We start from the raw sequence: 13458 nt of genomic DNA, 5'->3' as shown, positions 1-13458 counted from the left end.
GCCAGGTTCAAATACCGGGTACGTTCTGCCTGATGGCCTGTGAATACCGGCCAGGATCCGTGTTGGCTCGCGCGCGGTCCGTATAACGCGCGCGCCGGCGATATTGCTTTATGGTGTCAGCCCCCTGCAGGGCGCCAACTTTGTACAAATACTCAGGCAGATAGCCCGAGGCCAGCAGCCGATAGTCTAGCGGCAGCCCCGGTACAATGCGATCCAGCATCCGGAAAATCAGCGTGGTACAGTTGCCCGTGATAGTGTGATAAAAGCGCGGAGTGTGTACGAGGCGGTTGGCCTCGTCCAGGTACGCCAGCAGCAGAGATTGTCTTGCCGTCTGTTCCATGTGTACGCGATACAGATAACCGTCTTCCTGCCGGATGTTGCTTCGCACGAAAAGAACATCTCTTTCATCAGCAGCGACAATGCTTAGTTCATACATTTTGAAAAAACCGCCGAGCTCAGAGAAGGCATCACCAACCTTGCGGCGGATTTCAACTGAAAACACCAGATATTCGTTGTCGCTGAAACCGAAGGAAACCATTGCATGGGCGATGGCAGGACCGCCCCAATAGGAAAGCGCAAGGTCGACCGATTCGAGCTTGGCCAGATCATACTGCCGGGTTTCCCATTGTTCGGTGAACTGATCGGGCGTATGCCAGATGAAATTGCGCACATTCTGGATTGTCACGCTGTTGCCGTCAACGCAGCCGCGCGCCTGCCGAGCCACTTCAGGCATCCAGTGACGGTTATTGGAGGGACGAATATTGCGCCACCAGTACACCAGAGCCAGTGCTGCCAGCACGAAGGTGATGCCTGCTACCGTCTGCCATGCCCCGACTATGGGATTGAGCAGGGAAGTAAAAAAGAACGCGCTAACCAGCGCCCACAAGCCAATGAGCAGGCCGCCGCAAATTTTGTGGCGGACAAACTGAACCCATAGCGCCAATGTGCCCCACGCAAAAATGACAATCACAAGCAATGCGAGGGAGACTATCATCTGATAACGGCCCGTGCAAATAAAGAAGAATCATATTACAGTAAATCTGCCAGTCTTTGCAGAGACTCTCGCATGCCTGAGAGACCGGATTGCTAGTCCAATCGTGAGCAACTGCGCGACACGGAAAAGTTCGACACGGCGCTGCGCGACAAGATAGAGTGCAACAAGGTAAAGCGTTCAATCGGCCTGGATGCGCGGGTGCCAGCGACCGAATTGGGTTCGGGCCTGGCGGCATTCCGGCGCGCGCAAAAAAACCACACCGCCAGCAAGGACAGTGTGGTCAATTCTGCTAAACGTTTGGACCGTTGTGGTTACTGAATGACCACGCCGGCCGTGCTAATACGCTTATTTGAGTTGGCCGTCTTTGTTGGTGTCAGCAGCGTCAAAATCACTTGTTACTTGCGTGATCATTTCATCGTTGCTGATTTTGCCGTCCTTGTTGGTATCCACCGCAGCAAATTGCTCGGGTGTCAAAATAGAGCCGACCTCGTCCGGTGTCAGGGCGTTGTCGCCGTTTTTGTCAAGGTTCTTGAAGGCAGCGGCCATCGCCTGGTTATATTCTTCTTTGGAAACCGCGCCGTCTTTATTCAAATCCAGTTTCACCAGCTGATCTTGCGGGATTTCGCCGCCACCTGCCGGCATGGCGCCCTGCGGCATGGGCTGGCCGTTAGCTGAAGGCGCAGCCGGATCGGCAGGCTGTTCCATGGATTGGCCGGTACCCTGATTCGTCGTCTGGGCCGAGGCGCTGCTGGCGAGAAACATGGCAGAGCCAAGGCTGGCACTGACTGCAAAAAAAGCGGCGGCAGTTTTGCTTCTCAATAGTGTGTTACTCATAGATGAAACTCCTTTCTTTAACGGCGACAGGCAAAACAAATACCTGCATATGCCCGTTGCGACAGGTTTGTGGTGAACGACAGAATCCTGCAGCACCAGTGATTTTTTATACTAACACCATTCATTCGGCGATTTCATTTGGAATAATGAGGAGATGTAACGGTTTGAATCGCAGCGATGGGCTGGCGTGCGCATCGCCGCCTTGGCTTGGGGCACGGCTCCCGCAAGGGAGCGCCGGCCCTGTATTCTCTGGCTGCAACGGGTGGGCCGGCTACGCCCGGCGACTTTTATTGGCGTTTTCGCTGTACTCAATCCAGAAATCGGCGTTATCAACGCCCGCTATCCGGGGGTCGAATACCGGATCGACACCGGCTTTCTTCTGTCGATCATAGTCCTTCAATACCTTGATAGCCGGCTTGCTCAGCAGGACAATGGCCACGAAGTTCAGATAGCACATGCTGCCAAAGCCGATATCGCCCAGACCCCACATCAGGCTGACCGATTCTACGCTGCCCAGATAGACGACGACAAGAAACACAATCTTCAATAGCAGTTTCAATATGGGATAGCGTAATTTGCTGTCCAGATAGACCATGGTGGTTTCAGCGATATAGTAGTACGCCATCAGCGTTGTAAAGGCGAACAGGAAGATGGCAATGGCCACGAAGCCGCTTCCGTAGTTTGCAAATACGGTGGAAACGGCAGCCTGGGTATACGCCGTACCGGCCTCCAGCCCTGGAACGTGCTCCACCAGGGGAGACGCGGCATCTGGCGGGATGACGTTGTACATGCCGGTGATCAGGATCATCAGAGCGGTTGCTGTGCAGACAATCACCGTGTCGATATAGACCGAGAAACCCTGGACCAAGCCCTGTTTGGCGGGATGAGATACTTCAGCGGCAGCTGAACTGAAAGTGGCTTCCCCTGCGCCGGCTACGTTGGAAAAGACCGCGCGACGCACACCCCATGCAATGGCAGTGCCGACAATACCACCGAAAAGGGCATGTGTTCCGAAAGCACTGCTAATGATTAATGCCAGTAGCGCTGGTATTTTTTCGATGTTCGCACCAAGAATGAGGGCCATGAGAATAACATACGCGATTGCCATGATCGGCACGACTTTATCAGCGACCCGAGCGATGCGCTTGACGCCCCCGAAGATAATCAGGCCGAGCAGTACCGTGATGAAAATGCCCGTGAGGTATGCCGGAAGCCCGAATGCAGTGGTAAAGGATTCGGCAATGGTATTGGCCTGAATGCCGGGAACCAGAACGCCATAGGATAGGCAAATGACCGTCGCTGCAAGCACGGCGAATGATTTGAGCCCCAGTCCTTTTTCAATATAGTAGGGGGAGCCGCCGCGATACTGATCGTCTGCGCGCGTCTTGTACACCTGGGCCAGCGTGGATTCAATAAATGCACTGGCGCCGCCAAGCAATGCCATCACGATCATCCAGAATACGGCACCTGGCCCGCCTGCCGCGATTGCGGTAGCCACCCCGGCAATATTGCCCACGCCCACGCGCCCTGAAAGCGCCATGCAGAATGCCTGGAAGGAGGAGATGCCATCGGAAGACTCCTTGCGTTCGCGCAGCAGGCGAATCATTTCAAAAAAGTATCTGAACTGCACGGCACGAGTGATGACAGTAAAGTAAAGACCTACGCCCAGTGCAAGGTAAACCAGGGTGTTACCCCAGATATACCCCACGATGGTATTGACAAGTTGCTCCATGATTGACTTCTCCTTTGTTGTGACAGTGATTGTTCTGTCGGCTTTTTTGTGGTTAAACGGTTATGGCAAATGAAAACGGGGCGGATCAGCCATGGTGATTCGCCCCGTTTTTGTGATCAGTTCACATACCAGATGGTTTTGGTCTGCAGATATTGGTCCAGCGCCTCCAGCCCCTTATCTCGTCCCCCGAAACCCGACAGCTTGTAGCCGCCGAAAGGCGTCGCGATGCTACCTTCTGAAAAGCCGTTAACCGATACCGTGCCGGCCTTGATTGCCGTGGCAACGCGAAGGGCCCGGCTCAGGTTGCGGGTATAAAAGGAAGCGGCCAGCCCGTAGCGCGAGTTATTGGCAAGCGCAATCGCCTGATCGTCTGTGCTGAAATCGGTGACTGCCAATAATGGACCGAATACTTCTTCCTGGAAAATCGTCATTTCGGGCGTGATATTATCGAAAATGGTCGGTTCGACATACCAGCCGCTACCCATGTTTTCACGGATGTGACCGCCCTCAACCAGCGTGCCGCCCTGGGCCAGTGTTGTTTCCAGATAGGCTTTTACCTTATCGAAATGCGCCTGCTCTATCATCGGGCCGATGGATACATCCGCATCGCGCGGGTCGCCCATCTTCCAGTCGGCCAGGCCGGCCTTAAGTCTCTCCAGAAGCGGTGCTTTAATCGAGGCATGGACAATCAAGCGGGAACCGCAACTGCAGTTTTCACTCATATTCCAGAAGGCTGCCGCCAGGATGGACGGCACGGCCGCATCCAGGTCAGCATCTTCAAAAACAATCTGCGGGCTTTTGCCGCCGCACTCCAAGACGATTTCCTTCAGATTGCTTTGGGCCGAATATTGCAGAAAATAGCGACCCACCTCGGTGGAACCGGTAAAGGACACCATGTCGACATCGTCATGCCGCCCCAGTGCCTCGCCGACTTTTTCTCCTAGCCCGCACACCAGGGTGAGCGCCGCTTGTGGCACGCCAGCCTGGTGCGCAAGCTGCACCATGCGATAGGCACTAAGCGAGGTCAGCTCTGCTGGCTTGACCACAACTGAATTGCCAGCGGCCAGTGCCGGGGCTACTTTCCATGCAAACATCTGGGCCGGAAAATTCCATGGCAGAACAACCCCGACAACGCCCATCGGTTCCCTGACAATCAGACCCAATGCGTCTTTGCCGGTCGGCGCGACTTTGTCGAATAACTTGTCAATGGCTTCGGCATACCAGTAGAACGTCTCGATTGTGGCCGGCATGTCAGTATTGAGGCATTCGGTAATCGGCTTGCCGGCATCAATGCAATCGAGCGCCGCCAGTTCTTCCTGATTGGCTTCAAGCAGGGCAGCCCAGCGCAGCATGATCTGCTTTCGCTCTACCGGCGCGAGCGACGACCATTCTCCCGAGGCGAACGACTGGCGCGCCGCCGCAACTGCTGCGTTTATGTCGCTGGTATCGCCATCGGCAATATGTCCGATTACGGTGTTATCGATGGGACTGCGGTTCTCCAGTTTGCCGCCTGTGCTGTTATGGCTGGGAATCAGATGGCCTGCCCATAATTGCTTTCGGGCCGCCTGTTCAAATACGGTATCTTTGCTTACTGTCATGGCTTTCTCCGTTCACTTGAGCAGTGCAAGGAACTGCTGTTTTTCAAGGTCAGACAGATTGGCCAGCGGCAGACGGACGTGGCCGGCGTCGAATGAACCCCGCAGGCAGCCGATTTTCGCTTTCTGGTTGTAGTTCCCCGCTTCCATCGAATGAATGGCCGGATACATATCGCTCATAATTTGCCGCGCCTTTTCCCAGTCCTTGTCTGTTGCTGCCTTGAACAGTGCAATCTGCTCATCGGGAAAAACATTAGCCGCACCGGCAATCCAACTGCTTGCGCCCCAGAAAAAGTAATCGACGGGCTGGTCATCACAACCGCAAATCACCTGAAAATCGTCAAAGCCGGCCTGGATCATGCGCAGCGCCTGACTGAAGTTGCCGCTGCTTTCCTTAATGGCTTTGATGTTGGGATGGCGAGCCAGGTGCGCCACTGTATCGAATTCGATTTCGACCCCGACGCGTGCCGGAAAGTTGTACATGATAAGCGGCAGGTCAGTGGCCGAGGCGACATGCTCGAAATAGGCAATGATTCCTTCCTGGCTAGGCAGGCTATATGGTGGGACCGAGAGCATCAGGCCGTCGTAGCCCAGGCGCTGGGCCTCGTGCGCGCGGCGCACCGCGACGTCGGCAGACAGATCGCTGATACCTGCGATCAACGTGACTTTGCCTTTGCCGGCCTCGGCAATCGTTTGCAGAACCGTGGCACGCTCCTCTTCGGAAAAAGTGTAGTATTCGCCGGTAGTGCCGCAAGCGACAAGACCGGTCACTCCTTTTTCGATATAGGCCCGTGCCAGTTCGTCCAGGCGCGGCGCATCGATATTGTTATTTGCGTCAAACGGCGTAACCATGGGTATCAAAATGCCATTCAGATTCATTGTGTTGCTCCTTTAGGATGTAAGACTAAAAACGGTGTAAGCGATAGGGGCGCATGTCAACGCCGGTATCGGCATTGAAATACAGTGCCTGGATCAGTTCAGCAGTAAACGCGGCCTGGGTCAGGCCAAGGTGCTGATGGCCGAAAGCCAGCAGAACCGGGCCGTGCCTGTCGATGACAGGCAGTGAGTCGGCAATGGAGGGGCGAAAGCCCATCCAGGACACCGCATTGGCGGCATCCAGCCTCGCTGTCAACATCGGCTGGGCCAGTTGCAGCAACTGGCGGGAACGCTGCATGTTTGGCGGCGCTTGCAAGCCGGCAAATTCCACGGTGCCGGCCAGGCGCAGCCCGTTTTCCATGGGCGTCATGATGAAGCGCCGATCAATGCTGGAAACGGGAATAGATAATCGCGCGGTTTCGTTCGGCAACATCAGGTGATAGCCGCGTTCTGTATCCAGCGGGACATTGATTCCCGTGAGCTGGCGTGTCAGTGTCCGGGAAAAAGCGCCTGTGCAAACGACAACATGCCTTGCGCACCACTGGCCGGATGACGTTTGCAATAGCACCGTGTGACCGTCACGTCTCTCAGCCTGCAAGACCCTGCAGCCTTCGTGCAATTGACCGCCCATTTGCATGAATCTTGTACGCAGATGATTGATCATGGCATCCAGATTGATCACATGGCCCGTGTCGGGATAAAAAAGCGCACCGAGCTGGTTGTCGGCTAAAGCCGGCTCTCGTTCGCGAAGTGCCCGTGCATCGAGCCAGGCGTTGGAGATACCCATGGCATTCAGTCGTTTGCCATGCTGTTGCAAGCCCGGCACGCTGGCAGGGTTTTCTGCCACCAGCAGCGAACCTTGTATCCGGATCCACCGCGAAAGCTCCCACTGGTTCGCAAACGTCTGCCATGCGCTCAGACTGTGCTGGTTCAGGGCGAGTAATGCCCGGTGAATCTGTGCATAGCGGGCAGGACGCATATTGGCAAGCAGCCTGACAAGCCATGGCATGAGCCGTGCAAGATAACGCCAGTCCAGTCGCAGCGGGCCCATAGGGTCAACAAGCATGCGAGGCAGTTGCCGGATAATCCCCGGGTCCGCAATGGGAAAGACCTGTTCGATTGCAATATGGCCGGCGTTTCCGCCCGAAGCCCCGCTGCCGGCAGTGTCCGCTTCCATCAATACCACTGGGACACCTGCTCGTTGCAGATTGACAGCAATACTCAGCCCGATAATGCCGGCGCCAATCACGATCACCGGGCAGCAAGAGGGTTCCCGGGTCATGACTGATTGCGCCGGTGCTCGGGCCTGGCCGGGGTGTCTGGAACAATGATCTCGTTCATGCCGCAGGAATTCCCCATTTGAACGGGTCGCTGTCATCAAGAATCAGTTGGTTCTCGGCGCAGATATAGGCATTGCCGCGTATCACAGGCGTGATTCCGTCGCCGCTTGCGTCAGGATGATAAAACGCAGAAAAGTGGCTGCCGATCACACTGGCCTGACGCCAGACCTGTCCCGGGGCAAGCAGCTCGTCGGCCGCCAGACATGCCAGTTTCGCACTCGTGCCGGTACCACAAGGCGAACGATCATAGGCCTTGCCAGGACACAATACAAAACTCTGGCTATCGGCGTTGGCGGCCGAACCAAACAGTTCGATGTGGTCGATCTGTTCACCGTCTGCTCCGGTAATGCCCGACGTCGCGAGTGCCTGTCGAATAGCCCAGCTGATGCCGGTCAGCAGTTCAACATTATCTCTGCGGATATCCGCGAGCGCCTGATTGACGAGGAAAAACCAGTTTCCTCCCCAGGCAATATCGCCCGTGACCGGTCCGATGCCGGGCACCTGTACTGTGACGCCCTTGCGGTAGCGCCAGGAGCGCACATTGCGCACCGATACACTGCCGTCGTCGTGCAGAGTGCACTGCACATTGCCGACGGGTGTCTCTATCGTATGTTCACCCGGTTGTATGCGATCCAGATAGGCCAGAGAGGCGATCAGGCCGATCGTGCCATGACCGCACATGCCCAGATATCCGCTGTTGTTGAAAAAGATGACTCCAGCAGTCGCTTGCGGGTCTGCGGGCTCGCATAGCAACGCGCCCACCAGAATGTCGTTGCCGCGCGGCTCCAGCATGATGGCACGGCGCAGGCGGTCGTGCTTTCCCTTGAAAATGGCCAGTTTTTCTGCCACGGATCCTGTGCCAAGATCGGGGGCTCCTGCGTAAACCAAACGGGTGGGTTCTCCTTCGGTATGAGAGTCGATGACGTGCAATTTTTGATATCGGTTGTGCATAAAAACGTAGTGGCGAGTATGGAAAGTGTTGATGAGTGATCGATTGCTTATTAGCTTGATCGAATCGGCACAACGTGTCTTGACCGATTTCTCCACTTCTTCGTCGAAAACGGCACAGCCAGGTTTGCGCGCCGGTGGTAACATCGCCAATAGGCGCCATCGAAGGCGATCATCGGGATTTTCCCGTGTGATGCAGTTCAGTGCAGCGCGGGCGATATGAAATGACACGTATGGAAAACGGAATTTCTCTATCGAATCGGCCTTCAACCGGTTCAGAAAAGCAGGCAGATTCGCCGTTCATTGAGCAACTGATCAATGCGCTGGCGGTCAGTTTTCGGCCCGACAGTCTGGATACGCTTTTGAATCACTTATCGATTCTGGCTCCTATTCTGGATGCGTTGCCCAACGTCGTTTTCTTTATCAAAAACACGCGTGCCGAATATGTACTGGTCAACCAGACTTTGGCCAAGCGTTGTGGCCTTGATCGTGTCGAAGACGTGCTGGGACGGCCTTCGCGAGACGTATTCAATACCAGACAGGGGACTGAATACACAGAGCAGGACTATCAGGTTTTGAAAACGGGAATCTGCATCGCTGACAAACTTGAATTGCATTTTTACAGTTCAGGCGAGCTTGGCTGGTGTCTGACGCACAAAATGCCGATATACGGCGCATGCGGCAATGTGATTGCGATGGCGGGCGTGTCGGTTGATATCCAGTCAGATGAATTGAATCAGCCGGGCACTAACGAACGACTGGAGAAGGTGGAGTCTTATGTACGCACGCATTTCGATCAAGTGATCCGAATGGAATCATTGACCGAGATCTCGGGATTGTCGATGTCGCAGCTGGAGCGAAATTTCAAGAAAATATTTCATATGACACCGCTGCAGTTCATCCAGAAAACACGCCTGGAGCATGCACTGCGGCTGCTGGCGCAGGATATGACCATCACAGAGATTGCCGCCAGTTGCGGTTACGCGGACCACAGTGCATTCAGTCGTCAGTTCAAGCAGCTTACCGGCGTGTCGCCTTCACAGTTCAAGGAGCGGAAGGCGATCAATAGCGCGCCCGCCTAGTGCTCAGTTGGTGGGTTTGAATCAACGATTTTCGTGGGCGCGCTGGTACAGTTCATAGCCGTGGCGGCGCAGCTCGCAGGCCGGGCATCGATTGCAGCCGTAGCCCCAGGGGTGGCGGTGTTCCCGGTCTCCCAAATAGCATGTATGGGTGTGTTCCTCAATGAGTTGCACTAGCGGCTGCCCGCCGAGCAAACCGGCCATGCGCCAGGTGGCTTCTTTATCGATCCACATCAATGGTGTTTCGATAACCATTGGCCGGTCCAGACCAAGACTGAGCGAGACTTGCAGTGATTTGAGCGTATTGTCGCGGCAATCGGGATAGCCCGAGTAATCAGTCTCGCACATGCCGCCGACCAGCACTTGAAGGCCGCGGCGGTACGCCAGCGCAGCGGCAAAATTAAAGAACAGCAGATTGCGTCCGGGCACAAAGGTATTGGGCAGACCGCTTTGCTCAAATTCGATGGCTTTATCCTGGGTCAGGGCGGTATCGCTGATTTGCCCCAGTACTGAAAGATCAAGCATATGGTCATCGCCCAGCTTTGCGCCCCAGACTGGAAATTGCATCCGGATTTGTTCGATGACCTGTTCACGGCAGGCCAGTTCAACGGCGTGTCGTTGCCCATAGGCAAAGCCGATGGTTTCGACATATTCGTAGCGGTCAAGTGCCCATGCCAGGCAGGTGGTGGAATCCTGACCACCGGAAAAAAGGACGAGCGCCCTGTGATTCATAGTTGTAGATCCTAAGAGAGATTGCTTGATCGCTATCATATCAAGCCAGCGTAGCATCGGTGCCTATATAGCCCAGCGCGCCGTTGCTTTGCGTCCACGTCAGAGAGCGAATCAGGGATTATGACGAATGCGGTTGCTCTAGGTCAGCTGTCTTAATCCTCTTCGAGTGCTTCATATCGCTGCACAAGGTAATCAATCAAAGCGCGGACTGCTGGTATTTGTCCGCGCCGTGAAGAAAATACTGCATGAATAATTTCGCGTCGGGGTGCCCAGTCGGACAAAGGCCTGACCAGCGAGCCTTGTGAAAGCTGGTCGCAGACCAACAGTGTTGGCAGTTGCACGATACCGACGCCTGCCATGGCGGCAATCCGCAGCGCAACCATGTCAGTTGTGATCAGTCGAGGGAAGTGATGGATAACGGCCCGGGCACCGGATGGTCCGAACAACGTCCATGTGTACTGCTGTTGCGGCTGGCCCAGACCCAGGCTGGGCCAATCTGCCAGGTCGGCCGGTACGGTAGCGAGACCAAGGCGCTCGACGAGCGTCGGGCTTGCAACCAGGCACTGGCTGCGATCAGACAGGGTGCGCATTACCAGATTGCTGTCCTGTATCGAGGGCGGACGCACGCGCAGCGCAACGTCTATGGCTTCGGCGACCGGATCGACGCTGCGGTTTGTAGCCTCGATAAACACGTTTACGCGCGGATGCAGCGCCATAAAGTCGGCCAGCATGCAACCAACATGCGCCTGCAGCAGCGTAATCGGACAGCTAATGCGGATTGTCCCACTCGGTTCTGCCCGCGTCATGTCAATGACCGCCTGGGCTGCTTCAGCCTCGATAAGCATGGCCTTGCAGTGCTCGTAATACGAGCGACCGATATCGGTCACGCCAAACTGCCGGGTTGAACGCTGAATCAGCCGGGTGCCCAGTTTTTCTTCCAGTATTTTAAGCTTGCGACTGAGCGTAGACTTGGGGATACCCAATGCCCGACCGGCAGGTGCGAAACCCTTGTGATCGACAATTTGCACGAAGTAATAAAGATTATTAAGGTCTTGCATTCGGTTTGTCGTTCTATAAATGGAACACTGTTGCTAGTTTTTAGATCTATCGCAAAATTCGTTCCAAGTTTATGCTATCTATACTGTCACGACAAGGAGATGACGATGAAAAAAGTACTTGGAGTCTATAGCGCCCCGCGCCCTCACTGGGTTGGAGACGGGTTCCCTGTGAAATCCATGTTTTCGTACCAAAGTCACGGCAAGCACTTGAGTCCGTTTCTGTTGCTGGACCATGCCGGGCCGGCGGATTTTGCGCCGGCGCAGCAAAAACGGGGTGTCGGTCAACACCCGCACCGCGGGTTCGAGACGGTAACTATCGTTTACAAGGGCGAGGTGAGCCATCGCGATTCGACCGGTCAGGGCGGCACAATCGGCCCCGGTGATGTACAGTGGATGACGGCGGGCGCAGGCATCTTGCATGAGGAATTTCACTCTGAAGCGTTCACCGCTGACGGCGGCTCAATGGAAATGGTGCAGCTTTGGGTAAATTTGCCGGCCAAAGATAAAATGGCCTCGCCCGGTTACCAGGCGATACTCGATAGCGACATACCCGTGGTGGCTTTACCCAACGATGCCGGCTCGGTCCGCGTGATTGCCGGGGAGTACGCACACAAGAAAGGGCCGGCGCGCACTTTTACCCCGATGCATGTGTGGGATATGCGGCTGACGCAGGAAAGCATGACCGAGCTTGAGGTTCCCGAAGGCTGGAGCACGGCGCTAGTCGTGCTGCGTGGGACTGTCATGATCAATGGCGATGCGCTCGCACGGGAAGGTCAACTGGTGGTATTGGACAAATCCGATCGCCATTTGGCGCTAGAGGCAAACAGCGATGCCGTTGTGCTGTTGCTCAGTGGCCAGCCGATTGATGAGCCGATTGTCGGCTATGGTCCGTTTGTCATGAACAGCCAGGAGCAAATCGCCCAGGCCATCAGCGACTTCAATAGTGGCCGCTTTGGCCAGATGTCAGAAACAACAGCGCCATAGCGGCAGTGCTGTTTTTAACGCGATGGGCATCCCGCTCATCGCGTAACGAAGTGTGTTGCAGTATTTTTACATTCAGGAGATTAAGCGATGAGCACATCACCCACGAAATCAACAACACCATACAAGCGTCTGGACAAGGATCAGGCTGCAGTGCTGCTGGTTGATCACCAGACCGGCCTGCTTTCTCTGGTTCGGGATATTGATCCGGATAAATTCAAAAATAATGTGCTGGCTCTGGTCGATCTGGCTAATTATTTCAAGCTACCCACAATTCTTACGACCAGCTTCGAGGAGGGCCCCAATGGCCCGCTGGTGCCTGAGCTCAAGGAGGCCTTTCCTGACGCGCCCTATATCGCACGTCCTGGCCAGATCAACGCCTGGGACAACGAGGACTTCGTCAAGGCGATTGAGGCTACCGGCAAAAAGCAATTGATTATTGCAGGCGTGGTAACTGAAGTATGCGTTGCCTTTCCAGCCTTGTCAGCCATTGAGGCCGGCTATGACGTCTTTGTGGTGACGGACGCTTCAGGCACCTTCAATGAGATCACGCGCCATTGCGCATGGAATCGCATGTCGGCAGCCGGCGCGCAACTTATGACATGGTTCGGGCTGGCATCTGAGCTGCATCGCGACTGGCGCAATGACATAGAAGGACTGGGAACGCTGTTCTCCAACCATATTCCCGACTATAGGAATTTGATGACCAGTCATGCTACGCTCACTGGTCAAAAGTAAGCCGCGAAGCGGCCGACACTGGCCTGAACGCCCCAAATAAGCCAGTGTCGGCGATCGGCAGTTGCACATCTGATCCTGATTCAAACGCAGGGTACTGCCGGTGTTTTCTAGCTTGTTCTGTCGGGCGTTTTCCGCTTGCCGTAGCGTCTTAGCACCAGCAAGTAAATAACGACGTTCAGGATAATCAAACCGGCTGCCAGGAGCACTTGTACCTCACGAGTTAGCCCAGGTGGGTAAATCGCGAGCAGCAAATAATGCTCCAGGAAACTGCCGGCATAGGTTTGTTCTCCGGCCATATCCCGCAACATGCCCTCCAGTGGGGTCAGCGGGCAAATGGCCCCGACGCCGACAATGGTGGCCCCCCAGACAAGCGCAGGCACATGCAACCAGATTATGCGCAAGCGGTATAAAACCAGCAGCCCCCCGAATATGGCAAATAGAATAAAGGCAAAATGGATAACAAGAACCAGATCGGCGAGCACGCGGTAAATCATGGATTTCCTTTTCGCTATAGATAGACGCGGACGGCACGCTACATGGTTACGACCGAG

At 55.2% G+C, this 13458-nt stretch carries 13 protein-coding genes; 3 read left to right on the top strand and 10 right to left on the bottom strand.

All coding sequences use genetic code 11. From position 1 onward, the window contains the following. Positions 1–7 precede the first annotated feature (7 nt). The 7 genes from CAP48_RS18645 to CAP48_RS18615 form a co-directional block, all read right to left on the bottom strand. A complete protein-coding gene (locus CAP48_RS18645) occupies positions 8–994 on the bottom strand; it encodes a DUF4105 domain-containing protein (RefSeq protein ID WP_100699373.1) in 987 nt (328 codons plus the stop codon). Between the two features lie 345 nt (positions 995–1339). Next, positions 1340–1828: an EF-hand domain-containing protein gene (locus tag CAP48_RS18640; RefSeq protein ID WP_100699372.1), complete on the bottom strand. Its 489-nt coding sequence runs from the start codon at positions 1826–1828 to the stop codon at positions 1340–1342. Positions 1829–2099: 271 nt separating this feature from the next. Further along, on the bottom strand, positions 2100–3560 hold the full coding sequence (locus CAP48_RS18635; protein WP_100699371.1) for a sodium:alanine symporter family protein: 1461 nt from the start codon (positions 3558–3560) through the stop codon (positions 2100–2102). Positions 3561–3676: 116 nt separating this feature from the next. After that, positions 3677–5158, bottom strand: a complete 1482-nt coding sequence (locus CAP48_RS18630; RefSeq protein ID WP_100699370.1) for an aldehyde dehydrogenase — start codon at positions 5156–5158, stop codon at positions 3677–3679. Positions 5159–5170: 12 nt separating this feature from the next. Beyond that, a complete protein-coding gene (dapA, locus tag CAP48_RS18625) occupies positions 5171–6034 on the bottom strand; it encodes a 4-hydroxy-tetrahydrodipicolinate synthase (protein WP_100699369.1) in 864 nt (287 codons plus the stop codon). 25 nt (positions 6035–6059) lie between these two features. After that, positions 6060–7313, bottom strand: coding sequence for an FAD-binding oxidoreductase (locus CAP48_RS18620; protein WP_100699368.1), 1254 nt, complete (start codon positions 7311–7313; stop codon positions 6060–6062). A 55-nt stretch (positions 7314–7368) separates the two neighbouring features. After that, the gene (locus CAP48_RS18615) at positions 7369–8322 is read right to left on the bottom strand and encodes a 4-hydroxyproline epimerase (RefSeq protein ID WP_100699524.1); all 954 of its coding nucleotides are present in this window, start codon (positions 8320–8322) and stop codon (positions 7369–7371) included. A 230-nt stretch (positions 8323–8552) separates the two neighbouring features. Between CAP48_RS18615 and CAP48_RS18610 the strand changes: the two genes are divergently transcribed. Then, positions 8553–9401, top strand: a complete 849-nt coding sequence (locus tag CAP48_RS18610) for an AraC family transcriptional regulator (RefSeq protein ID WP_100699367.1) — start codon at positions 8553–8555, stop codon at positions 9399–9401. 21 nt (positions 9402–9422) lie between these two features. Here the strand turns inward: CAP48_RS18610 and queC are convergent, their stop codons facing one another. After that, complete coding sequence (gene queC, locus CAP48_RS18605; protein WP_100699366.1) at positions 9423–10130, bottom strand: 7-cyano-7-deazaguanine synthase QueC; 708 nt, start codon at positions 10128–10130, stop codon at positions 9423–9425. Between the two features lie 152 nt (positions 10131–10282). Beyond that, positions 10283–11188 carry a LysR family transcriptional regulator gene (locus tag CAP48_RS18600; RefSeq protein ID WP_100699365.1) on the bottom strand — a complete coding sequence of 302 codons (906 nt, stop codon included), beginning with the start codon at positions 11186–11188 and terminating at the stop codon, positions 10283–10285. Positions 11189–11293: 105 nt separating this feature from the next. On the opposite strand from CAP48_RS18600, the gene CAP48_RS18595 reads away from it, so the two are divergent. Together CAP48_RS18595 and ycaC are read left to right on the top strand one after the other, a co-directional pair. After that, positions 11294–12172: a pirin family protein gene (locus CAP48_RS18595; protein WP_100699364.1), complete on the top strand. Its 879-nt coding sequence runs from the start codon at positions 11294–11296 to the stop codon at positions 12170–12172. An 87-nt stretch (positions 12173–12259) separates the two neighbouring features. Continuing rightward, a complete protein-coding gene (gene ycaC, locus CAP48_RS18590; RefSeq protein ID WP_100699363.1) occupies positions 12260–12907 on the top strand; it encodes an isochorismate family cysteine hydrolase YcaC in 648 nt (215 codons plus the stop codon). A gap of 107 nt (positions 12908–13014) precedes the next feature. Here the strand turns inward: ycaC and CAP48_RS18585 are convergent, their stop codons facing one another. Beyond that, entirely contained in the window at positions 13015–13401 is a 387-nt protein-coding gene (locus CAP48_RS18585) for a DUF2784 domain-containing protein (RefSeq protein WP_100699362.1), read from the bottom strand. Positions 13402–13458: the final 57 nt, after the last annotated feature.

The sequence above is a fragment of the Advenella sp. S44 genome (assembly GCF_002810445.1).
In the GTDB taxonomy this organism is placed as follows: domain Bacteria; phylum Pseudomonadota; class Gammaproteobacteria; order Burkholderiales; family Burkholderiaceae_B; genus Advenella.
The sequence above is the reverse complement of the archived record's forward strand: the minus strand, read 5'-3'. Positions and strand labels throughout refer to the sequence as shown.

Excerpts from the sequence above, each read along its gene's own strand:
- CAP48_RS18645 (WP_100699373.1), bottom strand. The coding sequence starts at position 994 with ATGATAGTCTCCCTCGCATTGCTTGTGATTGTCATTTTTGCGTGGGGC.
- CAP48_RS18640 (WP_100699372.1), bottom strand. The coding sequence starts at position 1,828 with ATGAGTAACACACTATTGAGAAGCAAAACTGCCGCCGCTTTTTTTGCA.
- CAP48_RS18635 (WP_100699371.1), bottom strand. The coding sequence starts at position 3,560 with ATGGAGCAACTTGTCAATACCATCGTGGGGTATATCTGGGGTAACACC.
- CAP48_RS18630 (WP_100699370.1), bottom strand. The coding sequence starts at position 5,158 with ATGACAGTAAGCAAAGATACCGTATTTGAACAGGCGGCCCGAAAGCAA.
- dapA (WP_100699369.1), bottom strand. The coding sequence starts at position 6,034 with ATGAATCTGAATGGCATTTTGATACCCATGGTTACGCCGTTTGACGCA.
- CAP48_RS18620 (WP_100699368.1), bottom strand. The coding sequence starts at position 7,313 with ATGACCCGGGAACCCTCTTGCTGCCCGGTGATCGTGATTGGCGCCGGC.
- CAP48_RS18615 (WP_100699524.1), bottom strand. The coding sequence starts at position 8,322 with ATGCACAACCGATATCAAAAATTGCACGTCATCGACTCTCATACCGAA.
- CAP48_RS18610 (WP_100699367.1), top strand. The coding sequence starts at position 8,553 with ATGGAAAACGGAATTTCTCTATCGAATCGGCCTTCAACCGGTTCAGAA.
- queC (WP_100699366.1), bottom strand. The coding sequence starts at position 10,130 with ATGAATCACAGGGCGCTCGTCCTTTTTTCCGGTGGTCAGGATTCCACC.
- CAP48_RS18600 (WP_100699365.1), bottom strand. The coding sequence starts at position 11,188 with ATGCAAGACCTTAATAATCTTTATTACTTCGTGCAAATTGTCGATCAC.
- CAP48_RS18595 (WP_100699364.1), top strand. The coding sequence starts at position 11,294 with ATGAAAAAAGTACTTGGAGTCTATAGCGCCCCGCGCCCTCACTGGGTT.
- ycaC (WP_100699363.1), top strand. The coding sequence starts at position 12,260 with ATGAGCACATCACCCACGAAATCAACAACACCATACAAGCGTCTGGAC.
- CAP48_RS18585 (WP_100699362.1), bottom strand. The coding sequence starts at position 13,401 with ATGATTTACCGCGTGCTCGCCGATCTGGTTCTTGTTATCCATTTTGCC.